The sequence below is a fragment of the Brevibacillus sp. HD3.3A genome, from assembly GCF_013284375.2.
GTDB classification, from domain to species: Bacteria; Bacillota; Bacilli; order Brevibacillales; family Brevibacillaceae; genus Brevibacillus; species Brevibacillus parabrevis.
In genome coordinates this window covers 2,790,631-2,811,864 of the sequence record NZ_CP085874.1, presented here as the reverse complement: position 1 = coordinate 2,811,864, position 21,234 = coordinate 2,790,631, and the positions used below count along the sequence as shown (strand labels likewise).

At 54.2% G+C, this 21,234-nt stretch carries 15 protein-coding genes; 2 read left to right on the top strand and 13 right to left on the bottom strand.

Going from position 1 to position 21,234, the window contains the following annotated elements:
• Positions 1 to 163 precede the first annotated feature (163 nt).
• From HP435_RS13855 to HP435_RS13810, 10 genes are all read right to left on the bottom strand, one after another.
• The gene (locus HP435_RS13855; protein WP_173598744.1) at positions 164 to 1,732 is read right to left on the bottom strand and encodes a glutathione ABC transporter substrate-binding protein; all 1,569 of its coding nucleotides are present in this window, start codon (positions 1,730 to 1,732) and stop codon (positions 164 to 166) included.
• Positions 1,733 to 1,852: 120 nt separating this feature from the next.
• Positions 1,853 to 2,830 (bottom strand): peptide-methionine (S)-S-oxide reductase MsrA, encoded by a 978-nt coding sequence (gene msrA, locus HP435_RS13850; protein WP_173598743.1) that lies wholly within the window; start codon positions 2,828 to 2,830, stop codon positions 1,853 to 1,855.
• Between the two features lie 147 nt (positions 2,831 to 2,977).
• A complete protein-coding gene (locus tag HP435_RS13845) occupies positions 2,978 to 4,360 on the bottom strand; it encodes a M20/M25/M40 family metallo-hydrolase (protein WP_173598742.1) in 1,383 nt (460 codons plus the stop codon).
• A 59-nt stretch (positions 4,361 to 4,419) separates the two neighbouring features.
• Positions 4,420 to 6,444, bottom strand: a complete 2,025-nt coding sequence (locus HP435_RS13840; RefSeq protein WP_173598741.1) for a S9 family peptidase — start codon at positions 6,442 to 6,444, stop codon at positions 4,420 to 4,422.
• Between the two features lie 7 nt (positions 6,445 to 6,451).
• Positions 6,452 to 8,245 (bottom strand): S9 family peptidase, encoded by a 1,794-nt coding sequence (locus HP435_RS13835; protein WP_173598740.1) that lies wholly within the window; start codon positions 8,243 to 8,245, stop codon positions 6,452 to 6,454.
• A 133-nt stretch (positions 8,246 to 8,378) separates the two neighbouring features.
• Positions 8,379 to 10,016 (bottom strand): peptide ABC transporter substrate-binding protein, encoded by a 1,638-nt coding sequence (locus HP435_RS13830; RefSeq protein WP_173595905.1) that lies wholly within the window; start codon positions 10,014 to 10,016, stop codon positions 8,379 to 8,381.
• Positions 10,017 to 10,052: 36 nt separating this feature from the next.
• Positions 10,053 to 11,000, bottom strand: a complete 948-nt coding sequence (locus tag HP435_RS13825; RefSeq protein WP_122963385.1) for an ABC transporter ATP-binding protein — start codon at positions 10,998 to 11,000, stop codon at positions 10,053 to 10,055.
• Positions 11,001 to 12,020 (bottom strand): ABC transporter ATP-binding protein, encoded by a 1,020-nt coding sequence (locus HP435_RS13820; RefSeq protein WP_173595904.1) that lies wholly within the window; start codon positions 12,018 to 12,020, stop codon positions 11,001 to 11,003.
• Positions 12,021 to 12,048: 28 nt separating this feature from the next.
• Entirely contained in the window at positions 12,049 to 12,993 is a 945-nt protein-coding gene (locus HP435_RS13815; protein WP_063228298.1) for an ABC transporter permease, read from the bottom strand.
• Positions 12,994 to 12,996: 3 nt separating this feature from the next.
• Positions 12,997 to 13,929: an ABC transporter permease gene (locus tag HP435_RS13810; protein WP_122963387.1), complete on the bottom strand. Its 933-nt coding sequence runs from the start codon at positions 13,927 to 13,929 to the stop codon at positions 12,997 to 12,999.
• A 389-nt stretch (positions 13,930 to 14,318) separates the two neighbouring features.
• Between HP435_RS13810 and HP435_RS13805 the strand changes: the two genes are divergently transcribed.
• The gene (locus HP435_RS13805) at positions 14,319 to 15,635 is read left to right on the top strand and encodes a helix-turn-helix domain-containing protein (protein WP_217364883.1); all 1,317 of its coding nucleotides are present in this window, start codon (positions 14,319 to 14,321) and stop codon (positions 15,633 to 15,635) included.
• A gap of 233 nt (positions 15,636 to 15,868) precedes the next feature.
• Here HP435_RS13805 and HP435_RS13800 read toward each other — a convergent pair whose 3' ends face one another.
• The 3 genes from HP435_RS13800 to HP435_RS13790 all read right to left on the bottom strand — a co-directional run bounded on the left by HP435_RS13800 (position 15,869) and on the right by HP435_RS13790 (position 20,169).
• Positions 15,869 to 16,789 carry a DMT family transporter gene (locus HP435_RS13800; protein ID WP_122963388.1) on the bottom strand — a complete coding sequence of 307 codons (921 nt, stop codon included), beginning with the start codon at positions 16,787 to 16,789 and terminating at the stop codon, positions 15,869 to 15,871.
• Positions 16,790 to 16,892: 103 nt separating this feature from the next.
• Positions 16,893 to 17,819, bottom strand: a complete 927-nt coding sequence (locus tag HP435_RS13795; protein WP_122963389.1) for an MsnO8 family LLM class oxidoreductase — start codon at positions 17,817 to 17,819, stop codon at positions 16,893 to 16,895.
• A 202-nt stretch (positions 17,820 to 18,021) separates the two neighbouring features.
• Positions 18,022 to 20,169: an acyltransferase family protein gene (locus HP435_RS13790; RefSeq protein WP_122963390.1), complete on the bottom strand. Its 2,148-nt coding sequence runs from the start codon at positions 20,167 to 20,169 to the stop codon at positions 18,022 to 18,024.
• Positions 20,170 to 20,759: 590 nt separating this feature from the next.
• On the opposite strand from HP435_RS13790, the gene HP435_RS13785 reads away from it, so the two are divergent.
• Positions 20,760 to 21,149 (top strand): hypothetical protein, encoded by a 390-nt coding sequence (locus HP435_RS13785; protein ID WP_173598739.1) that lies wholly within the window; start codon positions 20,760 to 20,762, stop codon positions 21,147 to 21,149.
• The last annotated feature ends 85 nt before the right edge of the window (positions 21,150 to 21,234 follow it).

The window sequence follows — 21,234 nt, the reverse complement described above, 5'->3', positions numbered from 1 at the left end:
TGCTTTTCGGCAATTCCGTCTATACCAAAAACCTATACAGCTATAGTCTGAGCCAAACAAGTAAAAAAGACGCGCCGTATACACCAGCGCGTCTGTCCCTTATGATCTTGTTCGTCACCCAAGCACCAGCGAGTGCAGCGCCCGTCCGGCAGCAGTTGTTCGCTTATTTTTGAATGCTGACCTGGTCGAGCATGAGATAGCCAGCCGGACTGATGGAAAAGCCTTGAATGTCGGTGCTGATGACGGCGAGATTTTCCAGATTGCGAATCGGCACCAGCAGCGCATCCTGCATCTCCAGCTCCTGCGCCTTCGCGTAGATGGCGAGACGCTTGGCCGGGTCTGACTCGACTCGTCCGGCTTCGAGCAGCTTGTCCAGCTCCTGGTTGCTGTACTGAAAGCTGTTTCCGGCTCCGCCGCCCATCGTGTGAAACAGGTTGTACTGGTTGTAGTCCGCGTCACCCGTCGCGTTCCCCCAGCCGCTGACGAAAATCTGATGCGTTCGTGTCTTTTCGATCGTCGTGACGAAATCGGCGTAGCTGACCACATCCATTTTGGCGTCGATCCCGATTCCTTTGAGCTGGGAACGGATGACTTGCGCAACCATGACCCGATCATTGCGGTCGTATGTCAGCATATGGATGGAAAAGCCGTTGGGGTATCCTGCTTTGGCGAGCAGCTCGCGCGCCTTGTTCAGGTCGTACGGATAGCTTTGGACGGACGCACTGTAGCCGAATACTTTTGGCCCGAGCGGCGAGTTGGCCTGCGTGCCTACATTGTTGTAGACGCCTTTGATGATGGCTCCTGTTTCGATGGCTGAACTGATAGCCTGCCTGACGCGAATGTCGTTGAGCGGCTCTTGCGCCACATTGAACCCGATGAACTCGGTTCCCAACGCTTCGCTGCGATACACATGCAAGCGATTCGATGCGGACAGCCGATCGATCTCCTGCACCGGAATGGACTCGGCTACGTGGGCCTCGCCGTTTTCGACCATGGCAATGCGCTTCTGATCGTCCGCCACGACGCGAAAAATCACATGATCGATTTTCGGCTTGTCACCCCAATACTGCTGGTTTTTGTCCAGCACGATCTGATTTCCCGGCTCCCAGGAGCGAAACACAAACGGCCCGGTTCCAACCGGATGCTCCGCCAGCTTGCGCCCGTACTGCTCGATCGCTTTCGGGCTAATCATGCTGCCTTCGTGACTGGCTAATATGGAGAGCAGCGGCGTAAACGGCCGCTCCAAAATAAACTGTACGGTGTACGGATCGACGATTTTGATTTGCTTGATCTTGTCAAACATCGCAGCTCGCGGCGAAGCGATCTTCGGGTCCATGACCCGGTCCAAGGTTCGCTTCACTGCGGTGGCGTCAAACGGTGTGCCATCGTGAAAGAAAACGCCCTGTCGCAGCTTGAACTCCCAGACAAGATCGCTGACTTGCCGCCAGGAGAGGGCGAGCTGCGGCACGATCACCATGTTGGCATCCCGTCTGACCAGCCCTTCGTACACTTTTTGGTGGACGACACTCGCGGCATTGATCGTGGAGATGAAGTGCGGATCGAGATTGCCAGCATCGGACATTCTGACAATCGTCAGCGTCCCTCCTTCCACCGCTTTCGCGGGAAGGTCTTCCTTTTCGGCAGACGGTTCCGTTGCCATGGAACAGGCCGCGAGCATCGTCACGGCGAGCAGCAGTCCAATCAAGCTGGCAAAACGTCTCTTCTGTATCATCGTGGACTCTGTCGCACCCTTTCTTTCGCGAGATATACGCCTATTTTGTACAAAAAGACCGCCTTCCCGAATGATTCACAGAGAACGGCGGCCCGATGCTGGCAACGCGCTAAGGACAGGTCAGTCTTTTGGTTTATCAAACAACGACTTGTACTCGCCGAAGCCCTCTTCTTCCAGCTTGTCTTTCGGAATAAAGCGCAGCGCCGCAGAGTTGATGCAGTAGCGCAAGCCGTTTTCTCCCGGTCCGTCTTCGAACACATGCCCCAGATGCGAGTCTGCGTGCTTGCTGCGCACTTCTGTCCGAATCATGTTGTGGGTCAAATCGAGCTGCTCGGTGACATTCTCGCTGGCCAGCGGTTGGGTAAACGACGGCCAGCCGCAGCCGGAATCGAATTTGTCCAAGGAAGAAAACAACGGCTCGTTCGACACGATATCCACGTAGATGCCTTCCTCTTTGTGATTCCAGAACTCATTGGCAAACGGGCGCTCCGTGCCGCTGTTTTGCGTCACTTCGTACTGAATCGGCGTCAGTACCTGTTTCAGTTCTTCCTGCTTCTTTTTGTCGCGCCACGCTTCCTTCACGAACTTCGCTCTTCCCGACGCCGCCCGGTAATACTGGTAGCGCACAGGGTTTTTCTTGTAATAGTCCTGGTGGTAATCCTCTGCCGGGTAAAACGGCTTGGCAGGCAAAATCAAGGTCGCTATCGGCTTTTGAAAAATGCCGCTTTGCTCCAGTTCCTCACGCGAGCGAATCGCCAGGCGTTCCTGCTCTGGCGTGTGAAAGAAAATCGCCGGGGCGTACGATTGCCCCCGATCGCCGAATTGGCCGCCTGCATCTGTCGGATCGATCTGTCTCCAAAACATCTGCAACAGCTCTTCATACGAGATGAGCGCCGGATCATACGTGATTTGCACGGCTTCATAGTGTCCGGTTGTATCCGAGCACACTTGTTCATAGGTCGGATTTTCGACGTGGCCGCCTGTGTAGCCCGAGACGACCTTGATGATTCCTGGCAGCTTGTCAAACGGACTGACCATGCACCAGAAGCAACCGCCGGCAAAGGTTGCGGTTTCCCATCGTGAAATTTCGCTGTTCATGCAGTGCGCCTCCTGATCTATACGAAAGCTTCGATACCCTCGATTGTACATGTTTTGCAAAATGAAAGTCCACTCCGTAGCTGCCGCAAAAACAGTTAACCGAAAAAAAGACCCCGCATCGTGTCGAGGTCCTTGTTGGCAGAGCATTTATTTGGTCAGGGAAAGCGCCTGGGCAAATCCGGAAAGCATCACAACCATGTGGGCGATTCCTTCCTCGAAATCTTTCAGGCGAATCGACTCGTTCGGCGCGTGCACCTTGCAACCGACCCAGCCTACTCCCGTACTGACAACCGGAAGCTTAAGCTGCTCGCCGAAAATGTACATCGGGCCTGTCCCTGCCGAGTTCGGTGCGAGAACAGGCTCGTTCTCGTAGATGACGCGGGCGGTATCCAGCACATGGGCAACGAACGGATGGTGGAAATCGGAGCGGTACGCTTTTTGCCCGTTGATCATCGTCACCGTAATGTCGTCGTAGCCATGCTTCTTCAGATGCGCCTCGATGCAACGCAAGATGTGCTGCGGGTCTTGTCCCGGCACGAGACGGCAATCCACTTTGGCTCTGGCGTTTTTCGGCAGCACCGTCTTCGCGCCTTCTCCGGTATACCCGCTGTCCAGTCCGCAAATCGTCATCGTCGGGTGGAACACCATCGCCTCGCGCGGGTCCACGCCTTTTGCCTTCGTGATCAGCGGGCGTTTCAAGCCGTACAGTTCTGCCGTCGCTTCCTCGCTGAACGGCAGCTCGGACACGACTTTCTTTTCATCTGCTGTCGGTTCTTCGATGCCGTCGAAAAAGCCTTCGACCAAAATTTCGTTTTGCTCATTTTTCATCGTCGCCAGTGCTTGTACCAGACGCCATGCTGCGTTGTCTACATAAGCGCCGACAGAAGAGTGCATGTCGATGTCCGCGCCTGTGCAGGTCAGTTCCAAATACGCCATGCCTTTGATTCCGGCAACCATGCTGATGCGCTCGGATTCGTCTTTTCCGCCAAATTCCCAAATGCACGCATCCGCTGCAAACAGGTCTTTATATTGGCGCAAATACGGTTCCAGGTTCGGACTGCCGATCTCCTCTTCCCCTTCGATCAGGAACTTGATGTTGCACGGCAAGCCGCCCTGCTTTTGCAAAATTTTGATCGCGCTCAGCCGCGCTACCAGGTCGCCTTTGTTGTCGGCTGCGCCGCGTGCGAACAGCTTGCCGTCGATCACAGTCGGCGTGAACGGCTCGGTATGCCACTCGTTGAACGGTTCCGGCGGCTGAACATCGTAATGGTTGTAGTAGAGCAGCGTCTTGCTGGCATCGCCATTGCTGCCTGCTGCAAAAAAAGCATAGACGACGGGGTTGCCGCCAAGATCGTCGAGCACCTTCGTCTCGCCGCCAGCCTCGTGGATCATCTGCACGACGTAGTCGACTGTTTCCGGAATCGCTTTGTGCTGGGCAGAAACGGTGGGGTAACTCAAGTATTGCTTCAGGCGGTCAATCGCCTCCGGGAGTATCTCCTGTACGCAGCCCAATACTTGTTCCTTGTTCATCTTTCGTTCCTCCTCGTGAGCGCTCTTTGGCGGATTTGGATTTGGCATCGATACGACTACTACTGCTGCAAGCTTGGCACTTTTGGCTCCATATACGTCGCGAACCAGTCCTCTGTATACTGCAATCTCAGCACGCGCTGCTCGGGATCTCCGCTGCGGGACAGCTCATGTCCGGCTCCGGGGAAGCGAATGAAGGACACGGGTGCCTTGCCTTGGTGTTTGAGCGTGATGTACAGCTGTTCAGCCTGCTCGATCGGGCAGCGGTGATCCTGTTCCCCGTGCATGATCAGAAGCGGCGTCTCGATGTTTGCGACCAGACGAATCGGCGAATGTTGCCACATTTTCTCCGGATTGGTGAACGGATTGGCCTGAATTTCTTCGACGCTGAAGTAGTAGCCGATGTCGCTCACGCCGTAAAAGCTCACCCAGTTGCAAATGCTACGGTCCGTCACACCTGCACGGAATCTGTTCGTCTGCCCTACAATCCAGTTGGTCATCAGGCCGCCGTAGCTTCCGCCTGCCACTCCCAGGCGGGACTCGTCCACGAAATCAAACTGCTGGCACGCGTAGTCGACTGCGCTCATCAGGTCGAGATAGTCTTTGCCGCCGTAATCTCCGCAGCACGCCTGCATGAAGCGCTCGCCGTACCCGTAGCTGCCGCGCGGATTGGTGTAAAGCACCGCGTAGCCTTTTGCCGCCAAAATCTGAAACTCGTGGAAAAACGTATTGCCGTACATGGAGTGCGGCCCGCCGTGGATTTGCAAGACGAGCGGGTATTTTTCACCTGGCTTGTAGCCAACTGGTTTCAGCATCCAGCCGTGCACCTTCCAGCCGTCTTGCGCTGCAAATTCGATTTCTTCCGGCACAGCCAGCTCCACATTCGCAAAAAAGTCGCGGTTCAGTTCGGTCAAACGTTGCTCTGCCTTCGTTTCCAGGTTGAAGTGATACAAGTCTCCCGGAATGAGCGGATCACTGATCGCTGCGATCAGCGTCTGCTTTTGCTCGTCAATCGTGAATCCGTACACGTTGCGGTTGCCGCTGACGATGTGCTCTTTTTGTCCGTCCAGAGCTACGCGGTAAATGCCGGAATTGCCGCGCTCGCTTACAATCACGTACAACGCGGTTCCGTCCTCCGTCCAGACCGCTCCTGGAGTCGGGTGGCCCGGCGAGCGCACATCGCCAATCGTCGAATCGCCGATTTGCACGTCCCACTCAGCGGTCACGCAAGTCAGCTCGCCGCTTTCGAGATCGCATGTCCATACTCGCTTTTGCGTTGCGTTCAAGTAAATTCCGTCCGCCAAGCTGCCGATGAACGCGAGCTTTTGGCTGTCAGCAGACCAGGTCGGGTGAGAAAATGTCCCGTTACTGCTCGTCAGCTTCTTCCATTCTCCTCCCGCTGTCGGCAGCAAATACACGTCGACCGTGTGCAGCATGTCAGGATTTTCGTTGCGGTTGGCTGTGATCGCCAGCCATTTTCCGTCCGGCGACCAGGAGCCGATCGTATGATGGTAAGGCCCGTCTGTCAGCGCTTTTACTTCTCCCGTTTCCACATGCACGAGGGCGAGTTGCCGTGTTTTTTCGTACAAATAGCCGTAATCGTCCGATTTGTATTTCATCCGCTCGACATGGATTACTTTCGGCACGACTGCTTCTTTTGCTTCGCCTTTCTGATCGTCAAACGTCTCGCCGCGATCCATCAAGGAAGAAAAGACGATAAGCTGTCCATCCGGCGACCAGAGCGGAGTGCTCACCCCTGTTTTGCAGTGCGTCAACTGGCGCGGCTCGCCACCTTTGGCGTCAATCAGCCAAACTTGTGCTGTCCCGGAACGCTTGGAGACGAAAGAGATGCGCGTACCATCCGGCGACCAGCGCGGATACGTGTCACGCACAGCACCGCTCGTCAGTTGCACCGTTTCTCCTGTCTGCAAGTCGCGGACGAACAAGTGGTTGCGATACGCCCGCTCTTCGTCGATCATCGTCTTCACGTAAACAACCGCATCTCCCTGCGGGGAAAGCTGCGGGTCGCTTGCGTACGTCAGTTGATACAAATCTTCTGCTGCGACTTTTCTTTTTTGGCTGTTCATTTGTCACTCACTCCTTTTCACTGTGGACCGTTTTCAAATGCTCCAGGAAAAAGCGGGTAATGCCCTGATTCAGCGTGATGTGGTTGTCCAGTTTTTCGGTAAAGTGGCCTTCGTCTTCGAAAACGTGCAAAGCCACCTGTTGCCCCCGGCCTTGCATGTCTGCCACAAGCTGCTCCGCCTCGCTGACAGGGACCCGGGTATCGTTACGCCCGTGAAAGACGAGCAACGGTGCCTTGATTTTGGCAGAGTGATTCAGCGGCGCGATTTGTTCGAAGAAATCGTCGTCCTCGCCCAAGTAGCCGTATTCGACTTCACGCAGCTTTCTCCGCCACTCTCCCGTGTTTTTCAGGAAGGTGCCAAAATGCGAGATGCCGACGATATCGACTCCGGCTGCCCACAAATCCGGGTAATGGGTGAGGGCGGCAAGCACCATGAAACCGCCGTAGCTGCGGCCCATAATCCCGATTGCCTGCGGATCGACCGTTTCCTTTTGCGACAAGTCTTTGACCAGCCAGGCGAGGTCGGCGACAGAGTCCATCCGCTTGCGGCGATCGTCGAGTTGCACGTACGTACGGCCATAGCCCATGCTGCCGCGCACGTTCGGTGCCACTACCGTGAAGCCCTGGTTGACCAAATATTGAAAGACCGGGTGGTACTCTGCGCGAATCTGGCTCTCCGGCCCGCCGTGGACGTAGACGACAACCGGACTTTTGCCGGAATGGTTTTTGCTGTAGAGAAAATACGGCACCTCCAGCCCGTCAAAAGAATGGAAGCTGCACAGCTCTGGCTCCACGAGACTGTCTTGAATTTCTTTTGCCACGCCAACATAAGTCACGCGCTCACTCGATTTTTCCGCAAGCGAATACGTCCAGATGTCGCCGGGCAATGTCGGGCTTTTCAGGGCAAAGGCAAGCTGTTCATCCGAGCGGAACGCGAGTCCGCTGATGACGCCACCCGGGATGTTCTCTGCCATTACTTGACGCTGCTCGGTCAAAGAGTAAAAGCCGAGCGCCGAACGCCCGCCTTCATTGATGGCGAAAGCAAGCACTTCCTCGCTGTGCGAAAGTTTCGCTTCCTCCACGTCCCACTTGTCGATCTGGACGAGCTTTTCCAGTTCGGCGCCATCCAGCGCAAAGCGGCAAAGCGCCATCGCGTTGTCATCGCGATCGGTCACGATGTAGCCGTGTTGTCCGTCACGGGTCAACTGCAACGAGTGAAAGCGCGCTTGCTTGCTGCAAATCGGCAGCTTCCGGGCTTGTCTGGTCTGCAAATCCAACAGGTACAAGGCATTGTCGATATTCGTTTCCTGTACGCTGAAAATCAGCCCTGTGCCGTTCGGCAGCCAGGCAATCGGATCGCAGCGCCCGTCATGACGGTACACTTCTTCGTACTGGCCGCTCTCTACGTCCTGCACAAAAATATCGAAGCAGCGTGGCTCGCGACGGTTGCTCGACCAGGCAATTTTCTCGCTGCAAGGCGACCAGCCGCCGAAGTAATGGAAAAATTCGGGCACATCCGTCAATGGCTTGACGACTGCTCCACCCTCTTTCAGCAAAAAAAACTGCTGGCGCTCGTCTCCTTTGTTGTCCATGCCGACAACGGTCTTCGTCCCGCATGGAGAATGGGCGAACTCGACAACCCGGTCAGGCAAAGAAGTCACCTGACGTACGCTCGCAGTTTGCTCATCCCAACTCCACACCTGGGCAATGCCTGTGAGCTTCGTCAAAAAAGTCAGCTCGTTCGTTTTCGGCACCACTTTCAGCTGATAGGCCGACTTGACTTGCAAATAGTCCATAATCATGTGCCATCACCCTTTCCTCGTCATCAAGAAGTGTATGTATAGTGATTCATGGTTGACGAATCGCCAAGAACAGCCAAAAGCAGCTGACTGTTCCGTGTGAAAAGGGAAAAAAGAGGAGAGACTCCTCTTTTTTCTATTTTTTCGTTGCCCAGCGTGCGCTTGGGAATGCATTGACCGGATACGTCAATCCTTCCAAACCTGGTTTTACTAGATAGTTTTGTTGATAGTGGTAGATCGGGATGAACGGCATTTCTTCCATCAAAACAGCCTCTGCTTTGTGCAACAGTTCCATGCGCTTGTTCGGATCTTGCTCCACTTTTGCTGCCATGTTCAGGTCGTCGTACTCTTTGTTTACCCAGCCTGTACGGTTGTTCGGGCTGTCACCCAAGTAGTAATCGAGGTTGAACGCCGGATCGCTGATTTGACCTACCCAGCCCATGCGGCCCATTTGGTAGTTCTTTTGTCTCGTTGTATCGAGGTATACTTTCCACTCTTGGTTGGTCAGCTTCACATCTACACCCAAGTTTTTCTTCAGCATTTCCTGGAGGGCTTGGGCTATTTTTTTGTGGCTTTCATCGGTGTTGTACATAAGTGTTACTTCAGGCAGCGTAGACCAGCCTGCTTCCTGCATGCCTTCCGCCAGCAGTTTTTTCGCTTCCGCCGGATCTTCCTTGAAGTAGTCGCCGCCTTCTTCGCGGAAGTCTTTGCCTGTTGGCGTAATCGCTCCGCGCGGCACCATGGAGTAAGCCGGAGTTTCGCCGCCTTGGCTCACCATTTCGGTCAGTGCTTTGCGATCGATCGCCATAGCGAATGCACGGCGCACTTTTTTGTTGGTGAACGGCTCTTTCGTCACGTTGAACATGTACATGTACGTGCCGTAGTAAGGAACGGATTTGTAGTCAGGGCTTGATTTTTCCTGAGCGAGAATGTCAGATGGCATCTCTTTGTTGAAATCAAGCTCTCCGCTCTTGTACATCTGGTAGGACGTTGTGGCATCGTTCACCATTTTCCAGGTGATCTTCTCCATTTTTACGTCGTCCTTGTTCCAATAATTCTCGTTCTTTTCAATCACCAGTTCGGAGTCATGCTTCCAGGAAACGAGCTTGTAAGCACCGTTGGAAATATACGTCTCGGCATTGGCTGCCCATTTCGGATCGGCTTCCGCCTGCTTTTTGTTGATCGGGTGCCAGTAGCGGGTAGCAAGCATCTTGTCAAAGTAAGAAGTTGGAGCTACCAGTTCGATTTCCAATGTTTTCGCATCGAGAGCCTTGATTCCGACGTCTTCTGCTTTGCCTGTTCCTTTGTTGTACGCTTCTGCTCCCTTAATATAATAGAGGAGATACGCTGTCGTAGAGGCTGTCGCCGGATCGATATGCTTCATGAACGTATAGGCGAAATCTTCTGCGGTTACAGGCTCGCCGTTTGTCCATTTGGCATCGTCGCGCAAAGTAAAGGTGTACTTGAGCTTGTCGTCAGACAGCTTCACTTCTTTGGCTACCCCGAGAACCGGATTGCCTTCTTTGTCTTTCGTGTACAAGCCTTCGCCCAAGTGATCCATGATCCAGAACGATGTCGTATCCGTCGAAGTGAGCGGATTCAAATCGGGTGGTTCGGACTTGGCGTTGAATACGACTTCTTGTTTGACGGCAGCAGCAGGAGTGCTGGACGCCGTACCCGGGTTGTTCGTTGCTGTCCCTGAGCTTCCGCCGCAGCCAGCAAGCGCTGGTACTACGAGCGAGACGGACAGGGCAAATGCAGCTAATTTCTTCACAATGGTTCCCCCTGTATATAAAGATATAAAATCGTACTACCTGTAGAGATGGCAGGCGACCCAGTGATTGGGCGCTGCTTCCATCCATTCCGGCACCTGCTCGGCGCACTGCGCCGTTGCTTTCGGGCAACGCGTCCGGAAGACGCAGCCGCTCGGAGCGTTGGCCGGGCTGGGCAAATCGCCTTGCAAAATGATCCGCTCCCGCTTGATCGTAGGATCGGGAATCGGGATGGAAGACAGCAATGCTTGTGTATAAGGATGCAGCGGTTTGGCGTACAGCTCGAAGCTGTCGGCCATTTCCACCATTTTTCCTAAATACATGACGCCAATTTTCGTGGAGATATGCTTGACCATGGACAGGTCGTGGGCGATGAACAAATACGTCAGCCCTTTGTCCTGTTGCAAATCTTCAAGCAAATTGACGACCTGCGCCTGAATCGAGACGTCGAGCGCAGAGATCGGCTCATCGGCGATAATAAATTCCGGTTCGACGGCAAGAGCGCGTGCGATGCCGATCCGCTGCCGCTGCCCGCCGGAAAATTCGTGCGGGAACCGGCTCGCATGCTGCTTGGAGAGGCCCACCAGCTCCAACAGCTCCTTGACGCGGTCTGCGCGATCTTTGCGAGGAAAGCCGTGAATGTCCAGCCCTTCGGCGATAATGTCCAACACCGTCATGCGCGGGTTGAGACTGGCCTGCGGGTCCTGGAAGATCATCTGCACGTCGCGGTTGAACTGCGCAGAGTCTTTGCCTTTCAGCTGATGCACATTTTTGCCCTTGAACAACACTTCTCCATCTGTACGGTCGTACAGGCGAATCATCGTCCTGCCGAGCGTAGATTTGCCACAGCCGCTTTCACCCACCAGCCCGAGCGTTTCCCCCCGATTGATCGTAAACGTGACTCCATCCACCGCCTTGAGCTGGATGCCGTTGCCGATCTCGAAGTGTTTCTTTAACCCTGTTACTTCTATTAAAGTGTCTCTCATCTACGTCTGCCTCCCTGCCGCCACGAGTTCATCCAGCTTCGGCGCCCGCGGATCATGCAGCCAGCATGCCGCCTGGTGCGCATTTTCGAACACGGTTGCCTCTGGCATTTGCTGCTCGCAAATATCCATGGCAAACTGGCAACGCGCTGCAAACGGACAGCCTTTTGGCGGGTGGAACAAATCTGGCGGCGATCCGTCAATCGGCACCAGCCGCTCTTTTTCTTCGCCGTCAATTCGCGGCATCGAGCGCATCAGGCCCCACGTGTACGGATGCTTGGGACTCTTGAAAATATCTTCGACTTTTCCCGTCTCCACGACGATTCCCGCGTACATCACGACAGCGCGGTGAGCGATTTCAGCTACGACCCCCAGATCGTGCGTGATCATGACAATGGAAAGCTGTTGCTTTTCTTGCAGTTCTTTCAGCAAGTCCAAAATTTGCGCCTGAATCGTCACATCGAGGGCGGTTGTCGGTTCGTCGGCAATCACCAGCTTCGGATTGTTCGCCAGCGCAATCGCGATGACCACGCGCTGCCGCATTCCGCCGGAAAATTCATGCGGGTATTGATCCACCCGTTTTTCCGGATCGGGAATGCCGACCAGCCGCAGCATTTCCATCGCTTTTTTGCGCGCTTCCTCCTTCGAGACGTGGTGAGTCCGCACAAAGCCTTCGACGATCTGCGTTCCGACCTTCATCGTCGGATTCAGCGCTGTCATCGGGTCTTGAAACACCATCCCGATCTCGGTTCCCCGCAGCGAAAGCAGTTCTTTTTTGCTCAGTCGGGTAATGTCTTGTCCGTCAAAACGAATCTGTCCGTCGACGATCCGGCCCGGCGGATTCGGGATCAGCCCCATGATCGCCTGGGCGGTCACGCTCTTGCCACAGCCGCTCTCTCCGACCACAGCCAGCGTCTCGCCACGATCGACGTGAAACGTGACACCCCTGACCGCCTGTACTTCTCCCCCGTACGTTTTGAAATGAACGCGGAGGTTTTCTACTTGCAGCAAATGCTCTGTCATGTCTGGTTCCTCCTATCCTTGGGCGCGGTTACTCACGAATCCGCGGGTCGAGTGCGTCCTGCAAGCCATCGCCAAAAACGTTGAAGGCGAACATGGTCAGCGAGATCATCAGGGCCGGGAAGAACAGTCTCCACCAGTCGCCTGTCAAAATCACGCCTAACGCATCGTTGGTCATCGTCCCCCAGCTTGCGATGGGAGCCTGGACGCCCAAGCCGAGGAAGCTCAGAAACGACTCGGCAAAAATCGCAGACGGTATCGTGAAAGTCAGGTTGACAATAATGACGCCAATCGTGTTCGGAATCAGGTGGCGCAGCAGAATGCGCGGAAATTTTGCCCCGAGCACCTGTGCAGCCATGATGAACTCCTGGTTTTTCAGCTGCAAAATCTGCCCGCGTACGAGACGGGCCATCCCTGTCCAGCCTGTGGCCGACAAGGCGATAATAATCGTCACGATCCCCGGCTCCATGACAACCATCAGCATGATCACGACGAGCAAGTACGGCAGTCCGTACAACACTTCAATCAGACGCATGATGATCGTATCGATCCGATCGCCGCGTTTTCCCCGGCCTGCCATATATCCGGCAATTCCTCCGACGGTAACGCCGATCACCAGGTCGATCAGTGCCGCCGTAATTCCGATGATGAGCGAGATGCGCGCTCCGTACCACGTACGGGAAAACATGTCGCGTCCAAGCTCGTCCGTCCCAAACCAGTGCTCGGCGGAAAGTTCCTGATTGGCTGTCAAAAGGCTCTGATCCGAATAGCTGTACGGCACCAGATGCGGCCCGATGAGCGCCATGAGCACCATCAGTACGATGAGGGTAAAGCCAACCATGGCGAGCTTGTTGCGGACCAGCTTGCGGGTCACTTGCTGAAAATGAGTCAGGCTCGGCCGCATCGCGACGACTTGTCCGTCTGTTTTTTGTGATCTTGGTCGAAACAGCTCATTCGCTGATTGTTCTGCCGCCATTGGCTACCTCCCCCTTCCCGACAATTTGATGCGTGGATCAATGAACATATAAGCCAGGTCAATCAAGAAAATGATCAGTACGAGAATCGCGCTGTAAAAGACGGTCGTTCCCAAAATAACCGGATAGTCGCGGTTGAAAATGCCATCGACGAAATATTTGCCGACGCCAGGGACGGCGAAAATTTTCTCGACGACAAACGTTCCTGTCAGCAATCCCGCAACCAGCGGCCCGAGAAAAGTGACGACTGGAAGAATCGCATTGCGAATGCCGTGTCTGACCACGATCAGAAAAGTCGGAATCCCTTTTGCCTCGGCAGTCCGTATGTAGTTCTGATTCATGACCTCGATCATGCTCGTCCGCATGTAGCGAGTGATGATCGCGAGCGGCCCGAAAGCGAGCGCAAGCGACGGCAACACGGAGTGCTTCCAGCTGGCGAGCGTCGCAACCGGAAACAGCGGCAGCTTGATCGCCAAATAGTTGATGAGCAGCGGCGCCATAATGAAGCTTGGTACAGCAATTCCCAACACCGCCATGACCATTGCCATGTAATCAATCCAGGTATTTCGGTTTAATGCCGCAATTATTCCGAATATAAGTCCAAAAAAAAGTGCGACAGCGATTGCCTGCATCCCGATCAGCGCTGATGAGCCAAAACCGTCCTTGATCATATCGTTGACGCCGCGCGTCTCAGACTTGATCGAAGGCCCCAGGTCAAGCATCGCCAAACTTTTCAGATAAGACAAATACTGCATCGGCAGTGGCTCATCCAAATGGTACTTGGCGCGCAAATTCAGCAAAATTTGCTCCGGCAGTTGATCGGATTCGGATGCAAACGGATCGCCCGGGATCATATGCATCAGCGAAAAGGTCAGCGTCACGATAATCCACAAGGTCACGATCATCATCAAAATTCTTTTTAGCAGATAACGCGCCATGTTTTACTTATCCCCCCTATCCAGGCTTGCAAAAACGACGTATGCTTCGCCCGCTGTTTTTCTTTAACGGAAATTAACCTAAAACATTCCTTAAATCAACAATATAGACCTGTCTGTATTTAATGTCAATTCTGATTTTTTATTTTACTGACTATTTTTGCAACAATTGAAATGATGCCGGTTCCATAGTAAACTACCCTAATACGGAATTTTTCCCTAAAACATCCCTTAAACACTTTTTCGTTGCCTGTTGGATTTCCTTTTCTCTCACCGGCGATATATGGCATTTGCATAAGAAATCAAAACATACTATGATGCCGAAAAGAGGATCGATCCGCTTCGCGACGAATAGAGTAAACCCGTACTTTACCGTTTAGTTGGAGGACATAATGATCATACGAGTCGGCATAGTTGGTCCAAAAGATTCCGTGGAATTAATGAAAAGGGTCGGGCGAGAGTTCGCAGACCGCATCGTGCTCATTCCGTTTATATACCAGCGTGCGGAGGAAGCCGCCACCATTGTCGCAGAAAACGAAATGGATGTAGACATCTGGTTTTTCTCCGGGATTGGCCCTTATTCCATGGCTAGACAGCATTTGCAAAAGCAGAAAGCTTTTTATCCGCAGATCAACGCCAGCGTGCTTACGAAAGTTCTTTTGGAATTGGTATACCGCGATGGCCTGTCACTTGATCGTGTCAGCTTCGATACGGTGTCCGAAATGCATTTCCGCGAGACGCTGGAAGAGCTTGGCCTGCAATGCGACCAGCCTTTTCTCAATCCGTACCAGGAATTTCGCCTGACCAACCATTTGGTGGCTTACCATACCGCGCTCGTGCGGGAAGGAAAAGTAGACGCTTGCGTCACCGGGATGCTCTCTGTCACCGAAGAATTGCAACGCCAAGGCATCCAGGTGTATCGGATGGGGTTCACCCGCTTGACGTTCCGCGAGATTTTCAAGCAAATTTTGCAGGAAGGCGAGACTTTGCACTTCAAGCGCTCGCAAATCGCCGTTCAGCTGCTCGAAGTATCAGAAGTGGAGAAGCTCGCCAGCGAGCCTGCAAACGCTTACGATTTGCGTCGCCTCGATCTCAAGCTGCAAGAGCTTGTGCTCGATTATGCCGAGTCGATTTCCGGCAGCTTTGTCTCCTTGGGCAATTACAAGTTCATTTTGTTTTCGACTCGCGGCTCTTTTGAGGACAATCCGGCGTTTCACCCCACTACCCTGCTGGAAAAAATCATGCTGCTCACCAGCTCTTCGGCCAATATGGGCATCGGGTTCGGCGTCTCTGCTCTGGCGGCAGAACGCAATGCGCAACTGGCTCTCGTGCATGCGAAGAAACACGGGAACGCCGCTGTCCTCGTCGACCACGACGGCTCGATCGAAGGCCCGCTGCGCCAGGCGAAAAGCATCAGCTACGAATATTGGACAGAAGACAAGGAGATCAGCGAGGGGCTGAAAAAGGCGGGCGTCAGCATCACGACGCTGAACAAAATTATCTCGGTGCAAAAAGCTTTGGGCCAAAACTATATCAGCGCAGCGGAGATGGCGGAATGGATGGGCATGACACCGCGCAATGCCCGGCGAATTTTAAGCGATTTGGCGGAGCACAACGTCATCGAGCAAATTGGCGAGGAGACGCCGACCAACCGCGGGCGGCCACGCAAAATATACCGCGTGCTCCCCGCTTTGTCCGAAAGTCCGTAACGCCTGCCATCTGACATGTCCACCTTGCGCCAGCAAACCATACGGGCAACGCCATGGTGGCCTGCGCCATCATACCAAACAGGCACGAACACGTCGCCCTGCGCAGGCGGCCACCTCCCTTTTCAGAAAAAACAGCAAGCCGTTTCGTTTTTTACGCAAAAAAAACCAGTCGCAGACACGACGCACTCGGAAGTGCCGTGTCGGACTGGTTTTTTTGTGTGGCGCACAACATTCTAAACGTTGCAGCGATTCGGGCCATCTGCCATCCGCTGTGCTGCCGCCGTCTGAACCGATTGCTTTTTCCGCATGCTGGCGACGACCACCCCTGCGACAATCAGCAGGGAACCGCCCGCCTGAATCGCGGTGACTTGCGAGCCGAGCAGCAAAAAGCCGACCAGCATCGCGACGAACGGCTGCAAATTGAGGAAAATCGCCGCTTTGCCCGTCCCGACGATTTGCAGTTGCGAGTTCCAAACGATCCCGCAAACCCCTTGCATGAGGATAGCCGTGACGATCAGCATGCCCCACGCCCACGCTTCATGGCTGATGTGCGCCGAGGAGTCGAGCGTCAGCAAGGCCGCAGGCGTCAAAAACAGCGTCCCTACTGTCGTCGAATACACCGTCGTAATAAACGGCTGCATCGTCTGCGTCAGCTTGCGAATGATGATCATCGACGCCGAGAAAGTCACCATCGCAATGACAATCAGCAGCACTCCTTTGGAGATCGACAGGCCCGCTCCGATCCCGACGACGAAAAAGGTGCCGAGCAGCGCGATCCCCGAACCGATTTTCATGCGCAGCGTAAACTGCTCCTTTAAAAACATCGAGGCCAAAACCGCTGTCACAATCGGAGCCAGCGACAAAATCAGCGAGGCGGTCGTGGCGTCAGTCGTCAACAGGCCATTGAAATAAGCGGTTTGGTTTGCCAATGTACCGACAAGCCCGAGCAAAACGAGCAGTCCCAGCTCACGCAGCTTGATTTTCACGAACTTTTTCGTCACCCACGCGTACAGGACGAGAAACAGCGACGTGAACAGCAACCGGACATCAGCCAGAAAAAGCGGTGGAAATTCTTTGACGAGCATGCTCCCGAACACAAAGTTACTCCCCCACAGCGTCACACAAAAAAGCAACAACAAGTACGACCGAATCATTGTTTTTCCTTCTTTCACCCGTTACATGATAGAATCACGTATGCAATCGTACATGAGAAGCCCGAAAAAGTCCATGTGAAGATGCGCTATACTCTGAACTAATTTATGTCTTTCCACATCCTGACGAACCACGGTCAAACACGGAATTGGCGATTAGCTCGTACGAACGCAGTCTCCTGGCGTAATCGGGGAAGTCGGTAATGACCATGATTTCCTCTGCCTGATAGCGCCACGCAATTTCTTCCAGCTTTTCGCGAACATGCGACGGATCGCCCACAATTGGCGGCCTGCGGAAAGCTTTTTGGCTCAACCGGACACAGGCGGTTGCTTCTTCCAACGTTTCCGCGCAAATAACCCCTACGGCGACGATTACCTCCGGATTTGGCTGATGAACGGACGGCTTGTAGTCTCGCCTGTAGGCAGCAACGACTTCCTCCCCCTCCGCTTCGCTCATGAACAGGCCGTAGACGTATCCGGCCCCGTTTTCTGCGGCGTAGCCCGCGCTTTTTTGATTCGTGCCCAAAAGCCACAGCTTGGGCGGCAGCGGCGGGATCGGGCGAGCCACCACAGACTCGCCCTCTACGGTAAACTCCTGACGCAGCAAGGCAGCCAACTGTTGCACCAGCTCCGGCATGCGGCCAACGTCCTGCAAAAAACGGTCGTTCAACGCAAGCGTCGCATGAGCAGAGCCTCCCGGAGCGCGGCCCACGCCCAGATCGATTCGCCCCGGATACAAGGTAGCCAGCAAGTGAAACGCCTCGGCCACTTTGTAAGGCTTGTAATGAGGCAGCAGCACCGCTCCCGACCCGATTCGGATACGATGCGTCTGCGCCCCGATATGGGCGAGCAAAACTTCCGGTGTGGACGAAGCCAGTCCGGGCATGTCGTGATGCTCGGCAACCCAATAACGGCAATACCCGAGCTGCTCGGCAGTTTGCGCGAGCAAGACTGCTTGCTTCAAGGCGCAAGCAGGATCAACGCCCTCATAAATCGGCGCCAGGTCCAGCACACTCCATTTTTGTATCGGCATAAAAGCATTCCACCTGTTTGTTAGTCGCAACCGTTTCTTTCGTTCCCTCTAGCATAGCGCGATCCGCCGCGCGTACACAACCGCTCCGGTGCCCCGAAGCTTTTCCCTTTTCCTTGTCCATGCTCCCCTGATCGGTGACGTAACGACAAAAAAACAGGCCCGCTCCCCTTTCGGATGACGGACCTGCCTACAGGCTCCTGCTTTATTCCTGTGTATCTTGTGCTTCTTTTGGAGCGGCAGTCTCCTGTTTGTTTTCGTCCGAAGCTGGCTTTTGGCTCTCCTCCGCCTTCGGTGCTGGCGCTGGCGCTGGTGTTGCCTCGTTGGCTGGCTTTTCGGCTTTTACCGGAGCAAAAGTTTTCGCGACGAGCAAAGCATACGCCCGCGCGCCTTCCGAGTTGAGATGCACGCCGTCCTTGTAAAAATACGTATTTTTTCCGGCACTCGCGGAATGCCAATCGATCAGCGTCATGTTCGGATGGGCAGCTGCCACCTCTGCCAACGTCTCGTTGACGACGCTCTCCCACGGTCGCGGCACACGCGTATTGATCAAAATGACCTGGTCAACGCCATCCAGCGCCTTCAACAGCTTGTCGAGCTGCCCCTTGCTGAACGAGCCATTCGTTCCCAGTTCGATAATGACCCGGCTGCCAAGCTGTCCCTTCGCTCGCAGCGCCTTGATGACATCGGGCGCTTGCGCCATTTGTCTGCCTACCTTGCCGTCAATGACGATGCCTGGCAACAGCTTCGCCAAGTACGGCTCGATATCGAGCATGACCGAATCGCCGATGGCGGTAATTCCTTTTCCGGAAGTAGCGGCAACATCAGGCTCCTCTGATGCTTTTGGCTGTTTGGAAGCAGCGGAATTGTCCTGATTTTTTGCGGGAGCCGTTCCGCCTTGGGCAGGCTTTCCAGCGTTCGGTTTTGACTCGGTTTTCGGTTTCGTCGCGGTTTGCGTGCTCGGCTTTTGTGTTGGTTCCGGCTTTTTCTGTGTCACCGGTACTTGCGGGCCGTGCGGCTTGGCATCCACGTCTTGCTCTTGTGAATGGTCTTTTTGTCCCGAATTTTCGGCCGCTGCTGACGCTTCCGCAAGTTTTTGCATGGCAGACGTGTCTCCCGCTGTCGCTCCGGAGGTCAGCGATGCCACCCCGAAGTAGAGCACAGCCAGTGCGAAGGCGCAGCCTGAGGCGAGAATCTTTTTGGAACGCTTGGGAGCGCCCTGCTGCTTGCTTGTGCCGAGCTTCGCCCACAGTTTTCCCAAAGCGCCGTGACGAATCGGCTCCTCCATGTACTTCCACGACAGGGCTGCGAGCACGATGCACGCCAACACTTGCAGACACGCCCGCAACACGGCGAACGCCCCGCTTTCCTCAGCCGCAGCAGTCGGGCTGGTGAGCACAATCACCGGGTAGTGCCACAAATAAATGCCGTACGAGCGCACGCCGAGCCACTTGAGCGGCTTGCAGCCCATCCATTTTGCCAACGAGCTTGCCGGGTGAGCCAGCACAGCTACCAGTATCGCACTGACAATCGACAACAGGACAAGTCCGCCCTGATACAGAAAATCGTCGTACTGGTTTGTCTTCCAGATCGCCAAGAGCAAAATCGCCAGGCTCACGCATCCGATCACATCCAGCGTGGCCCGCGCTTTGCCGGAGATAGTTGTGGACAGCTTGCGACTCGGCCACATCATCGCCAGGGCGGCCCCGATCAACAGAGCGAATACCCGCGTATCCGTCCCGTAGTAAATCCGGCTCGGGTCCTCTCCCGGTTCATACATGACAGCCATCAACACGGCGGAAACGGCTGCCAGGCCGAGCGTCAAAATCACGAGCGGGCCGCGGCGCTTGATCAAGGAAAGTCCGAGCGCGACCAAGAGCGGCCAAATCAGGTAAAACTGCTCTTCTACCGCCAAAGACCACAGATGTCCAAGCGGCGAAGGCGGACCGAACTTCTCGAAGTACGATACTTCGGAAAAGACCAGCCACCAGTTGCTGACGTAGAAAAGAGCGGCCCAGACGTCTCCGCGCAAGCGCCCCATCTGCTCGGGCGAAAACAGCGCGACACTGGCGACAACCACCACCAGAAGCAACAGCAATGCCGGTAAAAGCCGTCTGGCCCTGCGCAGCCAGAAGTCTTTCATATCCAATCGCCCGTTTCTGCTCCACTGGGCAATCAGCAAATCGGTAATCAGGTAACCAGAGAGGACGAAAAAGATGCCGACTCCAAGGAGTCCTCCTGGCGCCCAATTGTAATTCAGGTGATAAATAATGACTGCGAGTACCGCCAGAGCCCTAAGCCCGTCGATCCCGGGCATGTAGCGGCTGTGGGCAGCCTTGATCGGTTCAGGCATGCTGGCGGCCTCCTCTGCTTGTTGTTTGGCGAGTCCGTACTTCCTTGCGTGTGTTCGTCAGATCCTTGCCATTCGTAACATTCCTTGCTTGCTTCTTGCTTACCGTGCTCGCCATGCAGTTCATCTGCATTCTCCCCTTTAATTTCCGTTCTGTTTTGTTCATGAGTTGACGGGGGCAGTCATTACACATCGGGAATTGCGTGCTTTATGAATGCAAAAACCCCTGGTTTCTTTGGTCCGCTGAAGAAAACGGGGGTTGGTCTCGTTCATTATCTTTATGGAAAATGAATTGTTCCAATCATCATTGCCCGTATTCAGGATGTGGTGCCCAACGTTTTTCCTGTGAAATGTGCTCCTTCTTCTTATGTATGGCTGTTTCCCCTCTTTCCTTCCTTGGATTTTTTCGGCACACTCGGCTTTCCTTTTTGCATGAAAGGAGCCTGGCCTGCCTTTTGGCCGACTGGAAATGGGCTTCCTTCTGATCGACCTAAAAAAATTGCCCGGTCATGTTTTTCTGTCGTCTTGCGTCGTGTCCGGCAACTTCTTGTAACCTGATTATAAGACGCAAAACAGTAAAAACGCGTTACAAATTGTTTACATTCCTTCCCGATTTTTTCCGGGCAGAAAAACGCGGCAAAAGACAGGCGGAAAGCTTCATCTTCCCGTTTGCAGACAAAAAAAGCCGACGGGGAATTTCCACCGTCAGCTCTACTTTTGTCCTGGATATCAAAAAAGGATGTCCGCTACATATCAGGCCCGCATGGGATCGTCTATTAAATGTGATGAGTAAACAAATAGTTCAGGAAAAATCCCCCACTAATGACGGCAATGGCCATACAGACGATGCCGCTGCGCACCCGTTGGGAGAGCAAACGCATAAAGCCTACACAGAAAAACACACCCGTTACCAAAAAATAGGAAATGCCGACCCAAAACACATTCCAAGGCAGGCTCGCAAAATCCACGTTACCCAAAAGTGAACACCATCCCTGTACCAATCTACTTTTCTTTCATTTTTGCATAAAGGATACTCCATTATAACATTGATCGCCCCTTGATTTGCCA